General features: G+C 69.5%; 15 protein-coding genes, 1 tRNA gene and 1 pseudogene. 10 read left to right on the top strand and 7 right to left on the bottom strand.

Annotated elements, in window-relative coordinates:
* Positions 1-2: 2 nt before the first annotated feature.
* The 4 genes and pseudogenes from O7613_RS15230 to O7613_RS15215 form a co-directional block, all read right to left on the bottom strand.
* Positions 3-998 carry a MoxR family ATPase gene (locus tag O7613_RS15230; RefSeq protein ID WP_181569257.1) on the bottom strand — a complete coding sequence of 332 codons (996 nt, stop codon included), beginning with the start codon at positions 996-998 and terminating at the stop codon, positions 3-5.
* Between the two features lie 26 nt (positions 999-1,024).
* On the bottom strand, positions 1,025-3,658 hold the full coding sequence (locus O7613_RS15225; protein ID WP_282289117.1) for a fibronectin type III domain-containing protein: 2,634 nt from the start codon (positions 3,656-3,658) through the stop codon (positions 1,025-1,027).
* A 145-nt stretch (positions 3,659-3,803) separates the two neighbouring features.
* The gene (locus O7613_RS15220; RefSeq protein WP_282294661.1) at positions 3,804-4,808 is read right to left on the bottom strand and encodes a hypothetical protein; all 1,005 of its coding nucleotides are present in this window, start codon (positions 4,806-4,808) and stop codon (positions 3,804-3,806) included.
* Between the two features lie 1,875 nt (positions 4,809-6,683).
* A pseudogene (locus O7613_RS15215) lies at positions 6,684-7,124 on the bottom strand (tetratricopeptide repeat protein); the annotation flags it as partial.
* A 199-nt stretch (positions 7,125-7,323) separates the two neighbouring features.
* Between O7613_RS15215 and O7613_RS15210 the strand changes: the two are divergent.
* Positions 7,324-7,407 (top strand) — tRNA-Leu (locus tag O7613_RS15210).
* A 19-nt stretch (positions 7,408-7,426) separates the two neighbouring features.
* On the opposite strand, the gene O7613_RS15205 is transcribed toward O7613_RS15210, so the two are convergent.
* Positions 7,427-9,148, bottom strand: coding sequence for a recombinase family protein (locus tag O7613_RS15205; RefSeq protein ID WP_282289116.1), 1,722 nt, complete (start codon positions 9,146-9,148; stop codon positions 7,427-7,429).
* 270 nt (positions 9,149-9,418) lie between these two features.
* On the opposite strand from O7613_RS15205, the gene O7613_RS15200 reads away from it, so the two are divergent.
* From O7613_RS15200 to O7613_RS15170, 7 genes are all read left to right on the top strand, one after another.
* Complete coding sequence (locus tag O7613_RS15200) at positions 9,419-11,320, top strand: hypothetical protein (protein WP_282289115.1); 1,902 nt, start codon at positions 9,419-9,421, stop codon at positions 11,318-11,320.
* A gap of 67 nt (positions 11,321-11,387) precedes the next feature.
* On the top strand, positions 11,388-11,741 hold the full coding sequence (locus O7613_RS15195; RefSeq protein WP_282289114.1) for an ADP-ribosylation/crystallin J1: 354 nt from the start codon (positions 11,388-11,390) through the stop codon (positions 11,739-11,741).
* 10 nt (positions 11,742-11,751) lie between these two features.
* Positions 11,752-12,171, top strand: a complete 420-nt coding sequence (locus O7613_RS15190) for a hypothetical protein (protein WP_282289113.1) — start codon at positions 11,752-11,754, stop codon at positions 12,169-12,171.
* Between the two features lie 41 nt (positions 12,172-12,212).
* Positions 12,213-12,437 carry a DUF2716 domain-containing protein gene (locus tag O7613_RS15185; protein WP_282289112.1) on the top strand — a complete coding sequence of 75 codons (225 nt, stop codon included), beginning with the start codon at positions 12,213-12,215 and terminating at the stop codon, positions 12,435-12,437.
* Positions 12,434-13,222 carry a hypothetical protein gene (locus O7613_RS15180; protein ID WP_282289111.1) on the top strand — a complete coding sequence of 263 codons (789 nt, stop codon included), beginning with the start codon at positions 12,434-12,436 and terminating at the stop codon, positions 13,220-13,222. Before O7613_RS15185 ends, O7613_RS15180 begins: the two co-directional genes overlap by 4 nt.
* 31 nt (positions 13,223-13,253) lie before the next feature.
* Positions 13,254-13,733, top strand: a complete 480-nt coding sequence (locus tag O7613_RS15175; RefSeq protein ID WP_282289110.1) for a DUF4279 domain-containing protein — start codon at positions 13,254-13,256, stop codon at positions 13,731-13,733.
* A 470-nt stretch (positions 13,734-14,203) separates the two neighbouring features.
* Positions 14,204-14,674 carry an HAD domain-containing protein gene (locus O7613_RS15170; RefSeq protein ID WP_282294545.1) on the top strand — a complete coding sequence of 157 codons (471 nt, stop codon included), beginning with the start codon at positions 14,204-14,206 and terminating at the stop codon, positions 14,672-14,674.
* 508 nt (positions 14,675-15,182) lie between these two features.
* Here the strand turns inward: O7613_RS15170 and O7613_RS15165 are convergent.
* A complete protein-coding gene (locus O7613_RS15165; protein ID WP_282289109.1) occupies positions 15,183-17,879 on the bottom strand; it encodes an N-6 DNA methylase in 2,697 nt (898 codons plus the stop codon).
* 291 nt (positions 17,880-18,170) lie between these two features.
* Between O7613_RS15165 and O7613_RS15160 the strand changes: the two genes are divergently transcribed.
* Complete coding sequence (locus tag O7613_RS15160) at positions 18,171-19,139, top strand: hypothetical protein (protein WP_282289108.1); 969 nt, start codon at positions 18,171-18,173, stop codon at positions 19,137-19,139.
* A gap of 244 nt (positions 19,140-19,383) precedes the next feature.
* On the opposite strand, the gene O7613_RS15155 is transcribed toward O7613_RS15160, so the two are convergent.
* On the bottom strand, positions 19,384-20,784 hold the full coding sequence (locus O7613_RS15155) for an endonuclease NucS domain-containing protein (RefSeq protein ID WP_282289107.1): 1,401 nt from the start codon (positions 20,782-20,784) through the stop codon (positions 19,384-19,386).
* A gap of 521 nt (positions 20,785-21,305) precedes the next feature.
* Between O7613_RS15155 and O7613_RS15150 the strand changes: the two genes are divergently transcribed.
* On the top strand, positions 21,306-21,659 hold the full coding sequence (locus tag O7613_RS15150) for a CU044_2847 family protein (protein ID WP_282289106.1): 354 nt from the start codon (positions 21,306-21,308) through the stop codon (positions 21,657-21,659).
* The last annotated feature ends 11 nt before the right edge of the window (positions 21,660-21,670 follow it).

The raw sequence follows: 21,670 nt of genomic DNA, 5'->3' as shown, positions 1-21,670 counted from the left end.
GCTCAGCCGTGCACCGGGGCGGGCTGGCCCGACGGCAGCGGCACCGGCACCGAGGCGACCGCCTGACGCAGCACCTCGGCCGGCGTGACGCCCCGCACCTGCGCATCAGGCGTCAACAGCAGCCGGTGCGCGAAGACCGGCTCGACCAGCGCCTTCAGGTCCTCCGGCATGATCCAGCCCCGCCCGTCGATCAGCGCGTACGCGCACGCCGCCCGGGTCAACGCGATCACCCCGCGCGGGCTCACCCCCACCCGCACCTGCGGATGGGTCCGCGTCGCCGCGGCCAGCCGCACCGCGTACGCGTAGAGCGGCTCGGCGATGTGCACCCGCCGGGCCATCTTCACCATCTCGCCGACCGTGGCGGTGTCGGTGACCGCGGTCAGCGAGTCGGGGGAGCGGACCGTGGCGCCGCGCAGCACCTCCACCTCGACCGCCTCGTCCGGATAGCCCACCGAGAGCTTCACCAGGAACCGGTCGAGCTGCGCCTCCGGCAGCCGGTAGGTGCCGTCCATCTCCACCGGGTTCTGCGTGGCCACCACCAGGAACGGCTGCGGCACCGGATGGCGTACGCCGTCCACGGTGACGGTCCGCTCCTCCATCACCTCCAGCAGCGCCGACTGGGTCTTCGGCGACGCCCGGTTGATCTCGTCGGCGATCACGATGTTCGCGAACACCGGCCCCGGGTGGAACTCGAAACCGCGGCTGGCCTGGTTGAAGATGGTCACCCCGGAGACGTCCGAGGGCAGCAGGTCCGGGGTGAACTGGATCCGCCGCCACTCACCCTTGACGGTGGCCGCCACCGCGCGCGCCAGGGTGGTCTTGCCGACCCCGGGCACGTCCTCCAGCAGCACGTGCCCCTGGGCGAACAACGCGGTCAGCGCCAGCCGGACCACCTGCGGCTTGCCCAGCACGACCGCGTTGACGTTGTCGGCCAGCCGGGCGGCCAGGGCGGCGAAGCCCTGGACCTCCGGCTGGCTCAGCGGTTCGTGCGTGTTCACGGGTGTGCCCTTCCGAAACGGCGCGGTCAGCAGGTGGGCAGCAAGTTGAGGTCGTCGCCGCCCTCCAGGTTCAGCCAGGCCCACGGAATGTAGTCGCGGCCCTTGCTGTGGTCCACGCGCACCCACCAGGTGCTCTTCTTGTCGTTGTTGTAGATGTAGGCGTAGACCTCTTCGCCCTTCTTCTTGCAGTAGGCCTTGAGCCGGGCGCCGTTGGGCTCCCAGCCCTTCTGCTTGCTGTTGTCCTGCTCGGCCACCGAGAAGATCTCGTTGCCGTTGCGCTCACCCGGCACATCCCGTGAGCAGTAGGTCGCCTCGGCGCCGGAAGAGCCGTTGCGGCAGGTCGCGATTCCGTAGAGCGCGTCGGTGGTCTGGGCTCGTTTGGCCGTGCCCTTGCCGGCCGCGTTGCTCGCGGTCACCGTCACCGTGTACGCCGTGCCCGGCGACAACCCGGTCACCCGCAGGCTGGCACAGCCGCCGCTGGCCGTCTTGCCGCCGGTGGCCGCCGTGCAGGTGGCCCGCCCGCCGCCGGCGTCCACGGTGAACGTCACCGTCACCGAGGTGGCGTCCGCCGACGAACCGGTCACCGTGACCCGGGGCGCGGCCACCGTACGGGCGGTGGTGGTGGCCTCCGCGCCGGGACCGGCCTCGTTCACCGCCTTCACCTTCACCGTCACGTTCTGGCCGTTGCCGAGCCCGCCCACGGTGGCCTTGACGTCGGTCACCTCGACCGTCTTCCCGGCGGCCTCCACCACGTACTTCATCACCGGGCGGCCGTTCTCCACCGCCGGCGACCACTGCACCGCGACGGTGCCGGGCTGGTCGGCCACGGTGGACGCGCGCAGCTCGGTCGGGGCCTTCGGCGTCGTGAACGGCACCACCGTGTTGCTCACCGGCGACGCCTTCGACCCGGCGCCCTTGTCACTGACCGCGGTCACCGTGAACGCGTACTGCGTGCCGTACTCCAACTGACCCGCCGGCACCACCAGCTCGGTCTTCGGCGACTCGCCGGCCGGGGCGCTCGCCCCGGCCGAGGTCGCGGTCACCGCGTACCGCGCCACCTTGTTGCCCTGCCCGTCGGCCTCCGGCCAGCTCACCCGCACCGTGCCGTCCGGTCGCGCCTCGGCGGTCACCGAGGCCGGCGGGTCCGGCACCTCGGCCGTCGGCACGACCGGGTTGCTGCGCCGCGCCGGCCCGTCGCCCTTCGCGTTCACCGCGTGCACCGAGAACGTGTACGACTCGCCGTTGGTCAGCCCGGTCACCTCAAGCGCCCGCTGGTTCGCGCCCACCTGGTGGGTCTGACCGCCGCCCTCCACCACGTACCTGGTGATCTCGGCGCCGTTGGACGTGGCGGGCTGCCAGCTCACCCGCGCCGAGGCGTTGCCGGCGGCGGCGCGGACCGACTTCGGCGCGCCCGGCTTACTCACCTTCGGCTTCTTCGGCGGGGGCGGCGGCGGGGGAGCCGGCGGCGGGTCGCCACCGAGCACGTCGTTCGCGTACTTGTTGACCTCACGGACCCGGTTCCGGTCGTCGACCACCTGCGCGGTCGACGAGTCCGGCGGGTTGATGAACAGGTGGTTCTCGCGGACCTCCAGCTCCATCGGCCCGGGCCGGCCGGAACCCTTGATGGTCTCCACCAACTGGCCGGCGGCGTCGAACGAGTAGACCGCCCCGGTGTCCTCGTCGGCACAGTAGAACCGCCCCGCCCAGGCCACCGCCGGGCTCAGCCGGACCCCGGCGCCCGGCACCGTGAACGTCCGCACCTCGCGGCCGTCCCGGACCACGTGCACCGACCGGTCACCGGCCACCGTCACCGGCACCTGCGGGCCGCTGCTTCGGGTCGGCAGGATGCCGGGGGCGGTCACCGTCAGGTCGGCCCGCTGGGTCCGGCCGCCGACGATCGTCACCAGCGACGCCGACGTGCGATCGAGCACCGCCACACCCTCGTCGAGCGTGGACACCACCAGCTCGTGCGCCGGCTCGGCCACGTCGTACGTCTCGACCCGCTTCGGGCTGAGCCCGGCGGGCGGCGCGTCACCCGGCGTCGCCGGCAGGTCGGCGGCCGTGACCGCCGAGACGGTGCCCTCGCTCGGCACCGCGACCCACAACTTCCCGTCGCCGTCGAACGCCCCGCCGGTGATGCCCGGCGGATAACGGACCGGCTCGCCCACCGGCGTCAACGCCCGCGGGTCGAGCTGCCGGACGATGCCCTGCACCGCGTCCACCACGAACGCCGCGTCCTCGTGCAACGCCACGCTGACCCCGAGCCCCGGCGCGGTCGGGGTGGTCGCGGTGATCTGGAGCGTCGCCAGGTCGAGCGAGCTGACCTGGCCGGTGTTGAGGTCACGCAGGATCAGCAGCCGGTCGGTCTGCGCCACCAGCATCTGGTGCCGCCGCCCGCCGGGCACCTCCATCCGGGTGTCCACCCGTGCGGTGATGCCGTTGACCCGGGCCAGCTCGCTGCGCGTGGTGCTCCACAGCCAGGACGAGGAGTCGAAGTTGGCCACCGCGTTGTCGGCGGCGCCCAGCCCGAGCACCGTCAACCCCATCGCGGCCAGCAGCGCCGCCACCGTGCCGATGGTGACCAGCCCGCCGCGCAACCGCTTCCGCGGGCGGACCGTCTCCGACCCGGCGGTGCTCGTGACGTCCTCAATGGTGGTCACAGCCGGCTGCCTCCCCGCGTCGGTGGGGGAGGGCGCCGCACGTGGTCGACCCTCCCCAGAGCCGGGAGCCATCATAGGTGCCGGCCGGGGCTGGTGAAACCCGCACCGTCCCCCTGTGGACACCGAGCGTGTCGTAGGTGGCCGGTCAGTTCGGCGTGCCACCGCCCTCGCGGTCCGTGCAGACCTGACCCGAGGTGGCGTACGAGTCGGTCGAGTAGACCGCAAGCACCGTGAAACAGTAGTCAAGCTTCGCGCTCAACCCGTTCACCGTGTAGCGGGTCTGCCCGGCGTCCACGGTGGCCATCACCCCGAGCTTCTGCCCGGCCCGCCCACCGGCGACCACGAACGGCACCCCGCCGTCCGTCGGATCGGTCCAGGTCACCGTGATCGTGGTGGTGTCGTCCCGCAACCGCAGGTCAACCGGGGGTGGCCCGGTCACCTTCGGCTTGGCCACGCTCGGCGCCGGCGCGGGCGGCGGCGCATCCCGGCCCAGCCACACCGCGCCCCCGGCGACCACGGCCACCAACGCGACCGCCGCACCACCCACCACCACGGCCACCATCGTCCGGTTACGGCCGCGCCGCTCCGGCTCCTCCGCCACCGGGTACGCGGCGCTCTGGTGGAACGTCTGCGGCACCGCCGGCCAGGCCCCCTGCTCCGGGTACGCCGCTGGTTCCGGCCGCGCCGGTCCGGGAAAGTCCAGCAACCCGTCGTAGACCGGTAACGCCCGACCCTCGTCCGGGACGTCCCCGCCGGGGTGGTGGTCCGCCCCGGTGGCGCTGCCGCCCCGGCCTTCGACGTTCCGATGCTGGTCAATGTCGTTGCCGTTCGCCCCCACGGCGGGGTCCCACCCGGTGGGGCTCCGGTCCTGCCCGGTGGTGCCGCCGTCCTCGTCGTCCACAGTCGGCGTGAGGTCCGACCCCGGCTCGGCACCGACCGGCTGCGACGGCGCCACGCTGCTCCACGGCGGCGCGACCATGCCCCACGGCGGCGCGGGCGTGCCGCTGACCGGCGCGGCGCTGGTCGGCGTGGCGCTGGCGGGCGTGCCGCTGACCGGCGCGGCGCCGGTCAGCGCGGCGCTGGTCGGCGTGGCGCTGACGGGCGTGGCGCTGACGGGCGTGGCGTTGGTCGGCGCGGTGCTGACGGGCATGGCGGGTGGCCCGCTGACCGACGGCGGGTGGCCGCCGACCCGATACCCGCCGGGTCCGCTCACCGGCGGTCCGGGTGGTCCACTCACCGGGTACCCGGGTGGTCCGCTCGCTGGTGGTCCGCTCGCTGGTGGTCCGCTTACGGGCGGTCCGGGCGGCCCGCTCACGGGATGCGGTGGTGCGCTCGCGGAGCCGGCCGGCGGATAGGCGGCGGCATGCGGTCCGGCGGCCGGACGCGTCGGAGCGCCGGGCGGGGCGTCGCTCGCCGGCGGGCGCGGGCCATCGGGCTGGTGATCCCGCTCCGGGCCGGCGGCGGGCGGCGCGCCCGGAGGCGGGCCGACCACCGGCGGTCGGTCTGCGGCAGGTGCGCTGCTCGGCGTTCCGCTCGCCGAGTGGGCGGCGTCAGGTGCGCTGCTCGGTGTTCCGCTCACGGGCGGTCCGCTGACCGGGATCGGGCGTCCACTCACCGGCGGTGCGCTGACAGGTGGTGCATCGGCGGCGTGCGCTTTGCTTGTCGCGGCGCCCCTGGGCGAGGCGGAGGCGGCGGCCTGCCGTTCCGCTTCCTCCCGCAGCAACGGGCCGATCTGCTGCACCTGAATGGTCGGCTTGTCCCAGCCCGGGGCGGGCGTCGCCGATCCGGGTCCGGGGCCACCCACCCCCGGGCCGGCGGGCCGGTCGGCCGGGCGCGACGGCGACGTGGCGGCCGGAACCGCGGGCCGGTGCCCCGTGGCGGTCTCCGGCGCGGGTGGCGCGCCGGTCCGATCAACTGGCGGGACCGATGCCGGCGCCGGGACGGGCGGATGGGAAACCGGTGGGGCGGGTGGCGGCAGCGTCCCAGTCGCCGACGGGCTCGGGATCGGTGGCCCTGAGATCGGGGGGCCTGAGCCGGGCGGGCTTGAGATCGGCGCGCCTGGGATCGGCGCGGCTGGGGTCGGGCCTGTGATCGGTGGGCTCGGGAACGGCCGGGCGGCCGGAACGGGCGGGGGAGGCGGCAGCACTCCACTCCCCGGTGGACCGGAGATCGGCGTCGGTACACGCGGCGCCGGCGGCCCGGAGAACAGAGCCGGCGACGCCGGTGGGGCGACCGGCGTCGACCCGGGAGAAGACGGCGGGGCCGCCGCCCAGGGAGGTGCGCCGGAACCGTCGGGCGACGACTGCCGACGGGGCGATGGGATGACCGGCGGGGGCGGTAGTGGACCCGCCCCGACGGTCGGCGGCGGTGGACCGTGATGTGCCGGCGGGCCGGGATGTGCCGGCGGGCCGGGATGTGCGGGCGGGCCGGGATGTGCCGGCGGGCTTGGAGGCGTTGGCGGGCCGGGAGGCGTCGTCGGGACGATCGACGGCCGGGGCGGCACCGGCATCACGCCGGGAGTGGGCACCGGCTGGTTGTGGGCGGTGGCCGGCGATGCCGGGAAACGTGCGGTGGCCTGTCCGGGCGGCGCCGGCAAACCGCCGGCGGTGTCGGCGGCCGGCGGTGGAGGAGGAGGCGCCCAGGGACTGGCCGGCCGATCCGAGCCGCTGGGCCGGACCGGAGGCGCCGAGGTGGGGATCACCGGAGGAGGCGGCAGCGACGCCGGGCCGCTTCGGGGCAGCGGCGTCGGGGCGCTCTGGGGCATCGGGGGCGGAGCGGGACGGGCTCCCGGGTCGGACGCGGTTCCGGGCCACGGTGCTCGGGACGCCGGCCCCGGCTGCGGCGCCCATTCGGCGCCGGGCACCGGTGCGGCGGCGGGTGCCGTGGAGGCAGCGGGTGGCGGCACGGTGGACTGGGGAGGGTACGTCGGTGGGACCGCCGGCAGCGACACGGTGGGCCCGGACAGCGCCGGATCGGAGCGCTCACCGGCAGCGGGGGCGAAGCCGCCGGGAGGGGGTCCATAACCGGCGGGAGCGGCGGCGGAGCCGCCGAGGTACTGGCGGGCTGCGCGTACCGCCGGGTGGTCCGGACCGAGCACGGCGGGCCCGGCGGTGGCCACGCGACCGTAGTTGCGGCGGGCCTCGTGCCGGTTGCCCAACTCCTCCGCCACCCCGGCGAGGTCGAAGCTGAGGGCGAGCATCAGCGGATCGGCGTCCCCGCGACGGCGCTCGCCCGCCGCGTACGCCTCTTCCAGGACGCGGCGGGCGGCGGCTGGCTCGTCGGCCTCACGATGCAGGCGGGCCAGCAGGTGGCCGGTGGTCAGGACGTCCTGGTGGTCCTCGCCGTAGGCCGGACGGGCCGCGGTGATCGCGTCGGCGAGCAGGCGGCGGGCGCTGGTCAGGTCGCCCGCGGCGCGGAGGGCCAGGGCCTGGTGTTGCACGGCGGTCAGCGGGGCGGGGTGGGACACGGGAGCAATGCTGCCCGGAATCGTCGGTTGCGCGCTACCCGTCCGGTGGCTGAGGGTCCTGAGCTGCGGAAACGTGGGGCTCTGATGGTGATGTGCATGATCGTTTCGAGCCGTGTACAGTAATGCCCCGTGCGGCCCGCCGGGCCGGCCGATCCGGTGCGAAAGTCACTGGGGCCGACCAGGTAGGCTGGACGGGCAAGTCCGGGTGGCGGAATGGCAGACGCGCTAGCTTGAGGTGCTAGTGCCCGTATAGGGCGTGGGGGTTCAAGTCCCCCCTCGGACACGTTATTACCCCATGAAGATCAGAAGAGCCAGTCAGGTCGCCTCTGGGTGGGGATCTGCGGGGTCGCATCGGCCACGGTGCCGAGCATCCAGCCATCCACGCCGCAGATGATCGTCATGCCATGGTCTCGCAGTTGCTTGACCAGATTGTGCTGGTTGAGGTCTGCGCCGAGGCGGGCGAGTTGGCCGCTCAGGTAGACCAGGGTTTGATCCTCGCGGACATACAGGTTGCCTGGACGTGTCGCGTCGGCGGGTTTGGCGCTGCTGTGGCCATGGCGACAGCGATACCCGGGGCGGTGGTTGACCCAATGGGCGTCCATCCGGCGGCCGCACAAGCCGCATTGCATAAGCCCAGCGAGCAGGTAGACGCGTGGTTTGCCGTCTGCGGTGGGCCGGGTGGAGCGGACCGCCTGCACGGCGATGAAGTCCTGTTCGCTGACCAGCGGCGGGTGGACGACGCGAGTGGAGATTACCCATTCGCTGGCAGGGTTCCAGCGCAGGACCTCCCGGTATCCGCGGCTGGGCGCGGCGGGGTCGATGGGTTCGCGGTCGGTGCGCTGACGGTTCCAGACCTCGTGACCGGTATAGCGTGGATTCTCAAGGATCGCGGCCACCGACCGAAGCGACCAGGTTTCGTTGGTGCGGTGGCTGTTGCGCTTGCGGTCTTCATCCGATGGGCAGGGCACGTGGTTCTCGTTGAGTTCACGCGTGATGCTGGCGATGCTGCGTCCGGTCAGGCGCTGGGTGAACATCCACGTGACAACCTGCGCAGTGGCCGGGTCGGGATCAAGCCGCAGGCGACGCCGGCCTCGCCGGGCGTCGGCTCGGTTGGGGTGCGGCCCAGCCTCGGTGAGCCGATACCCATACGGTGGTCGGCCGCCCAGGTAGCGGCCTTGCTCGCGGGCCTGTCCCCGCATCGCTGCGGTGGTGCGGAATCGCGAGCGCAGCACCTCACGCCGCGACTGCGCGGATAGCTGAAGGATCGCCAGGTCATGCACCGGGTTGCCCGGATCGTAGGGTCCGCACAGTTCGGGCAGCCACACCTGCACCCCGTAGCGGGCGAAGATTGGCATCAGGTCGGTGAATTGGTTGCCGTAGAACGCCCGTTCACACTCGCCGATCACGATCGTGTCGAACGGGCGGTTGGGATCAGTCAGGGCGGCAAGAAGTTGGCGAGCCTTCGGGCGTTGCGACCATGGAAGTCGCCTGCTGTATCCGACGTCAAAGAACTCGGCCACGATGAGGCCGTGACCGGTGACCAACTCGGATGCGTTCTCGTGTTGCCACAGGTACGAGGTCTGCTGATCCTGGTGCTCCTTTGTGGACATCCGACCGTAGAACGCGAACCGCAACCCATCGGATATCCGTGGCTGCCTCTTGCGGCCAGTTTGCCTTCGCCCGGCGCCGGCCCAGTCCGTGAGGACGGCAGAGATCGTTGCTTGGCTGGCCAGGACGTTGGGCGCTCCGGCCGGTGACGGCGGCGAGGCGGCATCGAGGGAAAGCACATCGATAGAACGACGGAGGCTGACTCCGGTTGCGCGGCTTTGCGAATCGGGTTCACGTGCCCGGCCGCCACGTACCGCCGTGGGACACGCAGGACGGTTTCCCAGAGAAAACCCGGAGGCGGGCCGGTTCGGGCCGAGATCGTCGGCGCAATCTTCCGCGGCGAGGTCGAGCATCATCGCCTCGGGCAGCGACGGTTGGCGGCTGCAGCGCCGCGACGTCCATGTCGGCGGCGGCAAGCGACTGGATGATCGTCTTCACCGGCGGTACGAGGTGGCTCGCTCCGCCGAGGTCGTCACGTTCCCCACCCGAGATGGACCGGCTGACATCGAGGGTGGGCTGATGCCCGTAATGGTGTTCGTGCACCGGCGGGTCGGTCTCCACGGTGAAGTCCACCACCTGCCAGAAGTCGCTGATCCGGGGATGCGCCAGGGCCTGCTCGCGCCCGATTTTCTGTCCGAACAGCGGGCAGCGCCCGGTCGTCGGGTCGGAATAGCCTTGTCGATGACGTGCCTGGCTGGCATGGTGGTCGCCATAATGATCAGAATCGAGTCTTCTCCGATCCGGTGAGCGACGCTGGCGAGCGCGAGGCGCTCGAACCACGCACGTTGCTTGAACACGCGACGATCCTGCAGTTCGCTCATCCTGACGGACCGTTGCCGGACGGCGGGCGGCCGTATCCCGACGCGGAACATGTTGCCGGTCTGCCCCGTACGGACGAACCGTACGCCGCACGCAAGCGGAAGCTGGTCGACGTCGTGACGTCGGTCTACGAGGCTGAGCCTTCCGCGGGCCGAGCCTGCGGGCTCCTGTCCGACGCGCTGACGTCGATGCGTGTGGAGCCGCGGTTCGTCGGGCCGCTGGCTGAGGCGGTGGCGTCTGTCGACCCGGCATGGCGGCGTCGGGTCGGACGGGAACTGGCATACCGCAGCCGTGAACGCGGCAAGGTCACCGTCGGACTTGCGCTGCTGAGCGGCGTGGCCGGGCCGCGTGACGCCGCACCGGTGCGATTGCTGGGCCTGCTGAGCAGGCATTTCGGCGAGACAGCAATCCGTGTTCTTCGGCAGATCCCGGGCGCCGCCAGGGACCTGGTGTGGCTGGCCGAACGGTCGGACCCGTGGCGGCACGCTCAGGCTGTCGAGGCGTTGTGCTCCCTCGCGGAGCCGGTCACATTCGGCTGGCTCCTGCGCGAGGGCGTCCGGCCCGGTGAGCCGTCGGTGACGAACGCGCGGACGATCGCCGAGACGGTCGGGCTCGCGGATGTCGTCGGTGATGACGAGATCGGCGAGGACGTTGTCGAGCAGGCTGGCCAGCTGTTGGTGGCCATGACCCTGCGTGGTGCCGGCAACGCGGAGTTACGCCGGTACAACGATGCGCCGACCGCGCTGGCTCGCTTTGCTCGGGCCGCCGGCAGGATGAGCGCCGCCTTCGACAGGTACGCGATGATCGTGTCGCTGCTCGCGGACCTCCATGTAGGCCAGGCGGCAACACTCAAGTGGCCGGGCGACGAACTGGGTTGGGTACGGGCGACGCTCGAGCGTCTGCTCGACCAGCCTGCCTGGGCAGGTGTCCTGGATCTCGCCGGACGGTCGACCGACCCCGCGATCTACCAACGGGCGCGCTGGGCCTCCCTGGTGAGGACCACCTGCGGGCAGGTGCCGCTGCCGGAGCTTTCGATGGACGACGAGCACAGCCGGCTCGCGATCCGCGTATCCGTTCCGGACCCGCCGCTCGGTGGCGCTGTCGAGACAAGCGTCTTCGTCGACGGCCGTCCGGTCGTTGCCGAGGTGTTCGCGGCCGGACCGGCCGAGGAGCCTGAGTACCTGCTAGGTCCCGATCACCGGTTGCACGCCGAGGTCGAGCCGCACGAGGTGCGCCTGGCCGAGGCGGACTGCACCGAAGGCTGCTGCGGCGCGCTGTACGTCACCATCGAGCGCCGTGACGGCGAGGTGATCTGGCGGGGTTGGCGTAACCCCGACCGGTCCAGCCTTGACCTGCCGACCGTTCGCTTCGACGCTGGCCAGTACGACGCCGAAATCGCTCGGGCTGAGAACGATCACTCCTGGGAGTGGCCGGACCGCAGCGTCGCCAGGCTGCTGCGGGCGCGGCTACGGGAACATCCCGATCTGCTCGGCCGGTGGGACTGCCATCTTGGGTGGGTGGCAGCACGCCCGGACGACCAGGGCCGGGTGCACGTGTCGTACTTTTGCCCCAACCAGCCTGCTGGTGTGGAAGGTCTCTGGCTGCAGTTCGTCGCGGTGATCGACCTGCCCGCGGGCGACCCTGAGATCGTGGCCGATGAGATTGTTCGGCGGATCACGGACGCGGACCCGCGCCGCCAGCAGTGGCTGACCGGCGGCAGCGCGGAAGCCGCCCGGCACTTCGGCTTCGACTGGCCTGTACGGCATTGAGGACGGAAACTGGCTGGTCCACGTCGTGGGCCAGCCAGTACTCTGCGCCAGCCAGGAAGGAGCGGCGATGACCGAGACAATGACCCTGTGGCGGCCGACCGGCCCCAAGGAGCTCGACCTCGTACGCGCCTCGGGCTGGACAGCCTGGCCTCCTCGGCTGCCCGACCAGCCGATCTTCTACCCGGTCCTCAACGAGCAGTACGCGATCATGATCGCCCGGGACTGGAACGTCCCCGCATCCGGCGTCGGCTACGTCACCCGGTTCGAGGTCGACCGCGAGTTCGTCTCCCGCTACCCGGTCCGGCAGGCCGGCGGCCGCGACATCCTCGAGCTGTGGGTGCCCGCCGAGGAACTCGACGAGTTCAACCGGCACATCGTCGGGCTGATCGAGGTGGTCCACGAGTTCCGGCCCGGCAGCTGAAGGGGACGTGGTGACAGTGAACGAGGATGAGATCCTACACCGCTACGGCCTGCGTCCAGCTGCAGAACACCTCGATCAGGTCCGCGACCTGCTCACGAAACAGACCAACCTTGAGCAGCAGAGCCAGGGCTACGGCGATACGGAGGTGATGAAGCTCTGCTGCGTCCAGCTGTTCAACGCCGGTGTGATGAGTGATGTCCTGACGATCTGGCGGGCGAAGTCGTCAAGCTGGGACGCGTCCTGCTCGATCGACGTCCAGTTGCTGTGCGGCGGCGGGCTGGCCGAGACGAAGGCATATCTGCTCACGGAGGGTTCCGAAGACGCCGCGCAGGCGCTGGGTCATATCCGCCGCAGTGAGGCCGCAGGGGGTTTCGCCGATTTTTCGGTGGAGACACAGATGGCCTCGTACGCCAACTACTACAGCGCCTGATCGAGTGTGAGCAACGAATGGCGACAAAGGCGTACCGTGAGTTGAGCGGCGACGAGGCGGCGGTCTGGGACCGCTTCTACGCAACGTTCGACTTCCGACCCAGCATGCGCCGCTTCCCGGCGATCACCGAACCGACTCCTTCGGCCACCCGTGGGAGTTATCGCTGTGCGTGTTTCGGCGGCGACCTGCTGGACCTGGTAGAAGCCGATCTGAATGAGGTCCTCGGCCAGGTCATGCGCCGTGACGGTCGGCAGGTGCCGGTATGAGCCAGCTCATCGCCCACGAGCTGATGACGCTCGGTACCGCCAACCCCCGGATTGGGGTCGATGGGGGCAGGATGCCGAGCCGCTACCTGACCATCGACGGCGTCCCTGCCTACCAGATCGGCTACTCATGCGGCACCTGCGGGCTCGTCCTGCGCCGCCAGCCTGGCGCTCCGACGGGGCCACTATCGGCGGCCGCCGTACGAGATCGTCTCAACGCCGGACTAAACGGGCTTGACCAGGAAGTCATCGACGCTTTCACTGCCCAGTTGCCGCGCGCTGACTACCAGGTGATGCTCCTCGATACGCTGCCAACGCTCGCCGCGCCGGGCGCGACGAACGACTACTTCGCGCTCGACGGGCCGGCCGGCTGGCGCAACGAAGAGTTCGAGTACTCCATCGACCCTGCCAACGCGAGCTACTACCGACTCGATCGGCTTGCTGTCGGCGACCATGACGAACTCTTCGAGTTCGCCGTTCCGATGGGCGACCCGACCGAGTTGGACGCCGATGTCGTAGCGCGCTATTCCCAGGCGCCTGGCCGACCGACTGCCGTCGCCTTCGGGCTGCTCGACATCGAAGGTCCGTGGTTCAGGCGGGAACGGCACTGGGGCCTGTTCCACTTCCTGCTCGACGGACACCACAAGATGGCAGCTGCTGCGGCCAACAACGCCCCGATCAGGCTGCTCACCTTCGTCTCGGCCGGTGAGTCGCTGGCTTGCGACGACGAACTGTTGCGTCTCCCGGAGATCATTCGCGCCGACGGCCACGGCAAGGCGGACCGATGACAGCCGCCGACGTTACAGATCGAGTCGCTCAGTGCTGATCTCCCAGTACGCCTACTTCGCGCTGAAATCAACAAGCATGACCGCATCAGAGATCACCGCCCGGCTTGGGATCGAGCCGGACGAAGCCGTGATTCGAGGCAGCCGCCGCCCGGCTGATCCAGTGATTCCGGCCGCGCATTGCTGGCGGGTGGTCTGCCGAACCTCTGGCATGACCGTTGACGAGCACATCGCACACATCGTTGAACGTCTGTTTGTGCACGCGCCGCAGGTCGGCATGCTTGCGGCAGAACTTGACCGGACAGACGGCGGTCCAGGATCGGCCGTCCTTCAAGTCGTGCGGGTTTTCGAGCATCCCGCGGGCGAGCCGGAAGACCTATCCGGGCCGGTCGGCGGACTGGAGAAGCTACCCGGACAGCATCAGCTGCTGGGTTGGCACCTTGACCGGCGGACGCTCGAGTTCCTGCGGCTCACAGGCGCCGAGCTGGACATCGACGAGTACGCCTACGGCTGATCGTGCCGGGAGCACCCGGAGCGCGGAGTACAACACGATCACTTCGTGGGGCTGCTGAACCGGGACCTGAACCTCGGCTATGTCGTAGACGGGATCACCTCCATCATGGTGTGAAGCCGGGGCTGAGCTGTCGGATATTGAGGGAGCGTCTATTCGTGGACGAACGGACCCGTGAACTTCTCGACGTCGCGGTGCGCGAACAGCTTGGCACTCACGGCCGAGTTCTGCCGCCGTGGCGAGCGCACCCGGAGATCGAGAGGTACAGCGTCGGCTGGCGCATGGGCTACGGCGAGTGGCACCTGATGGTCTGGTGGCACTGGTGGGAGCCCACCGGGATGGACGAGGCCGCAAGGATCGCCTACCTCCAAGCTGACGAACCGCCGCACGAGTGGCTGGACTGGGCCGCGGACCAGATCTGGCCGGATGAGGACTCCGGCGAGGCGGTTCTACGCCGTCTCGCCGATCACGGGATCGGTGCGCGTCCGCTGCTGTTTCTCGACGTGGACGGAACGCTCCTGCCGTTCGCCGGCGCCGCCCGGCAGGCGGGCGACGAAGCCAATCCGTTGCTGGCCGGGCTCGACCCCGCACAGGGCCGCCGTCTGGCCGCGTTGTCGTGCGAGCTGGTGTGGGCCACGACCTGGATGGCCGAAGCGAACGAGGTGCTCGCGCCGCGGCTCGGCCTGCCCCACTTGCCGATCGTCGACTGGCCAGACGACGATGACGACGACGGTCGGTTGCACTGGAAGACACGCCACCTCGTCGAGTGGGCCGCGGGCCGCCGGTTCGTATGGGTCGACGACGAGATCACCGACTTCGACCGGACCTGGGTGGCGGCACAACACAGCGCTCCCGCGCTCCTGCATCGTGTCGACCCACGCCGTGGCCTCACCGACGCGGACTACAACGCCATCGAAGAATGGCTGATGAAAACGGCTCCATAGCGTAGCCCTTAAACAGTAACCAAATGGACATCGCCTGCCGCTCGGCGCAGGCGATGCGCAGAGATGAAGAGAGCAAGGGAAGCAGAACCAGAAACCCAAAGACGCTGAGAAGGCGGCGCCCCACGAACTGCTCCACCCGGTAGGTGTTGAGAGTGGAGCACCGCCAACGATCAGCCGCTATAGCAACGGGATTGACGCCGACAGCGTCGGACCCGGTTGGGTTTTGGTTTGTGTAGATCCCGACACACACCCAAAGCCAACACGCCAGGTCAGCTCGATTTCGAGGTATTGACCTTCGAGGCGACTCGAACCCCAACGCTGCACACCCCGTCGCAGTCAAGAAGCCGCGAGGGGGGCTGCGCGGTGGGGGAGTGACGGGACGCCGGGATTCGCCGAGTGCAAGGACGCGGCGTTCGCCTGGGAGTGGGCCGACCTCGAGAGGCGGGGGCCGGCGAGTGTTCTGTCGCTGCTTGCGCACCGGATCCGTACGGCCCGAGACCGCCGCTGATCAGGTCAGTTGGCGGTCGATCTCGTGGTCGCGGCCGCTGCGCAGGGTGGCGGTGCGCCGGTGGACCTCATTGATGACAAAGAACTCCCACTGGCGGCACTTCGGGCACAGTTCGGCGCAGGCGGTCGGCCCCAGTTCGATCACCGCTCTGTTGGAGGGGCCGTTAACGTAAACGCGGTGCGGGGTGACCGGGCCGGAGACCAGGCGTTCGAACGGCTCCCAGTCGGGGTGGCTGCCGCGCAGCCGCCGGCCGATCAGGCGAAAGCCGGTGCCGGTGTATTCGCAGCGGTCGACCAGGTCGTATTCAAGTTGGGCGAGCCAGCTGGCGGACTCGAGGGTGAGCTGGACGACCGGCTCTATCTGGGCGATCTCCTCCTCCAGCTCGTGCGCGGGCTGGACGCCGAAGGAGTGCCCGGAATCGTTGCGGAACTTAAGGGCCTGGGTGAGCAGGGTGTGGGTGCCGTTCTCGTCGAGGATGCTGTCGAGTTCGGGGAGCTCGGGCACCGGGCCGGGCGTGCGCAGGTCCTTGATCATCCAGTTCCAGGTGCCCCAGGTGGCGCTGCGCTCGAATTTGCGGCGTAGCTCGGGCGACATCCGGTTGTCGTTGCGGCCGACCAGCACGGCAAGAGCAAGGCCCCCGATCGTGCGGGCGACCGACTCGCCCAATTTGAGGAGGGCTTCCTTGCGCTGGGCGGGGGAGGCGGCGATCCGATAGTGGCGGGCCAGCGCGGCGATGGGGAACGGGTACGCGTACTCGGCGCGCCAGAAGGGGTCCTCTAGCGGTTGTAGCAGTTCTGTGGTGAGGGCCGCCTCGGCGAGCGAGACGCTGACTGCGCGCCGGGTCTTGGCCAGGTCTGCGCGGGTGCCCTCGAATACGTTGGGGAGGATGCCGGCGGTGATCCGGGTGAGGTCAGCGCGAGCCTGGCGGAGGTTCTCAAGGTGGTCGCTGAACGTCTCGTCGTTGAGGATCTCGGCTGGCACTGGCAGATCGGTGAGTGGGTGGAGGCGGTTGTCGTACTCGGCGTTGTGCGGGGCGTTGAGGAACTCGCATAGCGCGCGGCCGGTGCGGCGAAGCGGCCTGAGCACGATCATGCGTGTGAATGCCTCGCCGAAGCCGGGCGGCAGCAGGTGCCAGTCGCCGGGGCGGCCGACGACGTCGCCGGCGGCACACGGGGTGAGTGCCAATCTGGTTTCGGCGGTGTCGAGATCAGCGGCGGAGAGGTCGGGCCGGTCGAGATCCTTGGCAGTGAGCAGCGGCCGGTCGGTACCGGCGGGATGGATGGGCCTCATGACCTGCGCGACCGAGGAGAGCGGCGCGAAGCCGTCGCCGAGCGCGATGGAGAAGAAGGCGAACGGGCGGATCTCGTAGCCGACGCGGGGGACGCCGCCGACGACCCGTTCGTAGCGGAAGTCGGCGACCGGCACGACTTTGGCGACGTCGGGCGCGACGGTGTCGGTCGCGGTGGCCGACCGCCGGATCGCAGCGATCTCGGAGATCTGCTCGGTCGTCAGATATCTGCTCTTGTCGGCGATCGAGCGACGCATCGCCGCGAAGTGCCGGCGGCAGTCCATCAGGATGATGTTGCCGGCGCGGCTGGGCTCCTTGCGATTGGTCAAAACCCAGATGTAGGTAGGGATGCTTGTGTTGTAGAGGAGCCGCTCGGGCAGGGCAACCACGGTTTCGAGAAGGTCGTTCTCGAGGATCCAGCGGCGGATCTCGGACTCGCCGCTGCCAGCCGTCCCCGTGAACAGCGGGCTGCTGTTGAAGTGGACGGCGAGGCGGCTGCCGCCGTCCTCCGGTGGGCGCATCTTGGCCAGCATGTGCTGCAGGAAGAGCAGCGAGGAGTCTGTGATGCGCGGAAGGCCGGCGCCGAATCGGCCGGCGTCGCCGAGCGCGGCCTCTTTCTTGATCGCCCCTTGGACCTTCTTCCACTCCATGCCGAAGGGCGGGGCAGCGACCATGTAGTCGAAGGTGTCGTGGGGGTGGGCGTCGTTGCTGAGGGTGTCACCGAGGGCGATGCCGCCGGGGTCGAGCCCGTGCATCAGCAGGGTGGCGGAGGTCAGCGCGGATGACGTGTGGTTGAGATCCTGGCCGAACAACTCCACTGGGCTCAGCTGACCGGTGGCGGCCCAGAGCGCCATGAGGGAGCCGCCGGCTCCGCAGGCCGGGTCGTAGACGCGGATGGGGGCGGTGCGGCGAGCTAGTCGGGCGGCGTCGGGCGCGACGATCAGCATGGCGAGCAGGGCGGTCACATCCGGCGGGGTGAAGTGGTCTCCGCCTAGGGCGGCCGTGGTCTCGGCGGAACGGCGGATCAGCGCGTCGAAGACTGAGCCCATCTCGGTGTCGGGGACGGCCTGCTCGCTGAGGTTGAGTGCGGCGAACCGAGCGATCACCAGGGGCAGGAGGCCGGCATCGGCGAGTCGCGAGGCGATGGCGTGCAAGTCGAGCTGGGCTAGCAGGTCGGCCAGCTTCGCCGGGGCGTTGTCGTGCATGGTGCGGAGGGCTTCAAGTGGATCGGTGCCGGCGTGCACTTGGAAGACGAGGCTCTGGCCGCCGAGCAGCTTGCGGCACTCGAGGCGGCGGAGCACGGTGAAGGGGAGGAGAACCGAACCATACTCACTCGCGCGGAAGGGGCCTCGCAGGAGGTCGGCGGTGGACCAGATGAGGTTTGCCAGATCCTGCGAGCTGTCTCTCACTGCCGCACTCCATGGTGGCTGGTGTCAGCGTGGATCACTGGACTTGTCCGACAGTTTTACCACTGCGGTCCGTCCGACACTGCCCGTGGCGGAGTCCCAGGCGGGCTTCTACTGGGGACCGCGGCGAAGAGCCGAGCAGCTGGCGGCCTCTACCCACGAACGCGGCCAAGCTTGCCGTGAACCGGCGACCGCTTCGCTTGTCCTCGCGGTCGACCTTCGCTATTCCCCGAGGCGGTATCAGGGGGCTTCGGCCCGTTCAGCATTGTCAGACGGTGGTGGGACGATTAAATCGTGACGTTGATCGATGAAATTCGGAACCCGTCGTCCTCGTCGTCGACGTTCCTGCGTCATCGGCTGCCCGGACGGGAACGCGTCGTGGACCGCTGGGCGCAGGAGCTGGTGTTGGCTGCGCCGGTGCCGGCCCCCGTGACTCTTGATCCATCTGACCGTCCGCGACTGGGGGCGGCCTTCGAGATGCGGGTCGGCTTCGACCTAGCAGACGAGGCCCCGTATCCAGAGCTGCTGCCGATGTTGCCACCGGGGGAAGTGACACGGGTCTTGACCGCAGCCGGACTTCAGAAGGTCGGCGTTGCACCGCCAGCCACCGAAGAGTTCGGCAGCTGGGGGAGACGTGCCCACTGGGATCCTCGCGGGGCGGGCGGGCAGCTGCACCGGGACGCGTGGAACCTGTCCGAGTTCGCCGGCTTGCTCCGCAGGACGCGCCAGCCTGACCGGCAGCAGTGGCAGGGCCTGTACCGCATCATGCAGGAGCAGGTGTGGCCGCACGCCTTTCCCGCCGGCGTGGCAGAAGCGATGGCAGCTCTCTGGCACGCCTACCTCGACGGTGGTCGTCAGGAGTTGGTGCGACTCGGGATCCCACGTGTGACCCAGCCCGTGTTCGACGATGCCTTCGCTGTTGGAGACCTCGTCCTCGGCGGCTGCTTGGTCGACATCAAGGTGTATGCCGATCCCGCACCGGGACTGCAGGAATTCATGGATCAGCTACTGGGTTACGTCCTGTCCGACTCAGCTGACTCCTTTACGATCCGGTCGGTGGGGCTGTACCTCGGCTGGCACGCCCACCTGCTGACGGCTGAACTTCCCGAGATCATCGGCTGCGAGCCAAGGTATTTGGCGCAATCGTTGATCGGGCTCCGCAGCGAGTTCCGAACCACAATCCATCATGAGGTGCAGCGCGCGCGCTTCTTCAAGCACGGCACACTCCCGGAGGGCGGGCTTGGCGATGCCGTGATGCTGTAAAGATTGCGAGGAGAGCAGCAGCTCCGGCTGAACCTTCCTCCGGTGAAGTCCCGCCGCCCTGCTTTCAGCAGCCGGCTACCGCAGGCCGGACGGCGGCAACCGGTCCAGGGCTGTCGGGTAGGGGCTCAAGCTGGCGTCTGCCTGACTGTCGCCGTTGCGAAAGCTCGCGGGACCCGCACGCGCTGCTCGTGCCTCCGATGGGGAGAGGTAGGAGGAGGTCAGCGCGATCGAGGGCCACGGACAGCTACATAGTCGGCGCGTTCTGGCTGGGAATGTTGCCGAGCTTGCGCCGCTGCTGGAGTGCTGCTGCGGAGATTTTTTGATTTGGGTTGGCTCGACCGTCAGGGTCGAAGGTGACCCCTTCATCGGTTAGGACCTCCTGGCAGGTCTGGGCGATGGTGGGGTCGGTCCATCGGAAGCCTCCTGCCGGCTTGCCTGTGGAGGTCAGGACCCGGTGAGCGCCGTAGGGGCATTCGGGGCAGGTTGCGATGTGCTGGCCGACGCTAATGGCTGGGACCGCGATGATTTGCGCTAGCTCCCCGTAGTTGGTCCATTCTCCGGGATGGAGTTGCTCTATCAGTTGGTGTAGGTCCGTCCAGTCTCGGGTGTTTCTGCCGTACGCGAGGGCTGTCAGGTCTGAGCCGGCCTCGGTAATCCACCAGGCAGGGCCTCGGCCGCCGCGGTCGAGGCCGCTGGCTTGCTTGATGATGTGCCGAATCAATGTGGTGGGCCGCCAGGTATTGCCGTCACCCTCCCAGCGCAGCGGGCCGGCGCTGTCCGCCGTCCACGCCGCGCGCCCGCGGGAGGGTTCCTCGGCCACCCATGCCTCGATCGCTGCGCGTGTATCGGCGGGAATCTCGGTCGTTGGTTGCAGGTTCAGCGGAGCGCCGATCGCCAGCAGGCCGTTGTCTATGATCCGTTGCACAGTGTTGGCCGCGCGGGTCGCCTCGGTGGTCTTCTCGGCAACCGTTGTCGTCGTCGCGTTCGCCTCGGTCGGTGACAACAGCATGTCGTCAATGCCGACGACCGGGTACATCGAGTCGAACTGCACGGCGATCTGGTCTCCGACCCGCCACGCACTCATGGTGCGCAACTCGATGCTGAGTCTGTGCCCGCTGACCGTGCAGAGCCAGTCCACGGCGGTCACCACCTGCGGCGGGTGATCGGCCGCAAGCAACACGATACGAGGATTGACCAGCAGTTCCGCGTCGAAGTCGCCTTCGACATGATCCCGGAGGTACGCCATCGCCTCGTCGGGCGATGTCGGCTGACCGCGGCGGCTCAGGAAATCGGCGTGAACGGACGCCAACGTCACGATCGTGAACCGGGAGACCAATGCGGCATAGGTCAACGCTTGCAGATGGATGTCCCGGTCTCGCTCCCGCTTGAGTTCGACCACCACCAGCCGACCAGCGCGGTCGAGACCCAGCACGTCCAGGCGTTGCCGGGCGCTGGTCCCAGAGCCGGTGGACCACCTGTCGTACTCGGTCGTGATGACCCGTACGCCATCAGCAATGACCTCGGGGTGAGCCACCACCCATTCCTGCAGGTCCTCGCGCTCCTTCAGCCCTGCCTCCGCCAGCGAAACGCGAACGGCGGGGGTAGCTGACGACCCCTCGACGAGATAGACCAGGTCCTGTCCCATCGACTCCCCGTATAGGACTGTTCATCGGCCGGTAGCCCGAGCCTACCGGCTCGTTCATGCAACTGAATCAGCCGAGGGCACCAAACGGCTTCATCGACACGGCAAGAAGGACGGCCTGATCCTGGCGGCCCCCGTCGCGACGCGGTGAGGAACATCGCGCTGAACCCGTCGCGCAGGCGGTGCACCGCCAGCGACACGAGCAGGACGGCAGCGGCGGCCAGCGAGATGCTCCCACCGGCAGCCTCATCTCAGAAACCGCCGCACCAGCTACTTGCCCCGATCGTCCGCACGGGGTGCCCTCGCGGCCGTGCCGGCACCAACCGCGGTTCTTGCGTCCCCGGGTGCCGCGCCGGCTTACCGTGTGTTGAGACCGTTGCGTGCCGACACCGCTTCTGTCCGGTTCCGGACATCCGACCTCCCTTCCGCTGGCCGTCGGGCCGGTTCCCCGCCATCCTCGCCGTCGATACGATCACCGTCACTGTCGAGAAACGACGGTCGACCTGACGAGCGGCTGAGGTGCGATGACCAGTAAGGCCATGCAGGTGCGGTTGCCCAGCGGTGAGGTCATCTGGGCGCAAGTCAGGACGGACGGCCCGACCAACGTGGGGGCCGGTGGCCTGCAACGCCTCGATATCGACGAACTGCGGTCCACGATCAGTGGTGTGACCCGCAGCGTGCGGGAGGCAATCGAGGACTTCGTGCCGGACCAGGTCCAAGTGGAGTTCGGCTTGTCACTGACCGTGAAGTCGGGCAAATTGACCAGCGTGCTGGCCGAAGCGGGCGGCACCGCTAGCCTGAAGGTGAGCCTCACCTGGGGTGGGCAGCAACCGCTCGGGATATCGGCCTCCGAAGCGCCCGGCGCCGACGGGATGTGAGCGGGCGGAGC

The organism is Micromonospora sp. WMMD975 (genome assembly GCF_029581215.1).
Lineage (GTDB): Bacteria > Actinomycetota > Actinomycetes > Mycobacteriales > Micromonosporaceae > Micromonospora.
The sequence above is the reverse complement of the archived record's forward strand: the minus strand, read 5'-3'. Positions and strand labels throughout refer to the sequence as shown.

Bases quoted from the DNA above. Each gene is read 5' to 3' on its own strand.
- O7613_RS15150 (WP_282289106.1), top strand. From the start codon at position 21,306: ATGACCAGTAAGGCCATGCAGGTGCGGTTGCCCAGCGGTGAGGTCATC.
- O7613_RS15220 (WP_282294661.1), bottom strand. From the start codon at position 4,808: ATGCCCGTCAGCACCGCGCCGACCAACGCCACGCCCGTCAGCGCCACG.
- O7613_RS15180 (WP_282289111.1), top strand. From the start codon at position 12,434: ATGAGCCAGCTCATCGCCCACGAGCTGATGACGCTCGGTACCGCCAAC.
- O7613_RS15195 (WP_282289114.1), top strand. From the start codon at position 11,388: ATGACCGAGACAATGACCCTGTGGCGGCCGACCGGCCCCAAGGAGCTC.
- O7613_RS15155 (WP_282289107.1), bottom strand. From the start codon at position 20,784: ATGGGACAGGACCTGGTCTATCTCGTCGAGGGGTCGTCAGCTACCCCC.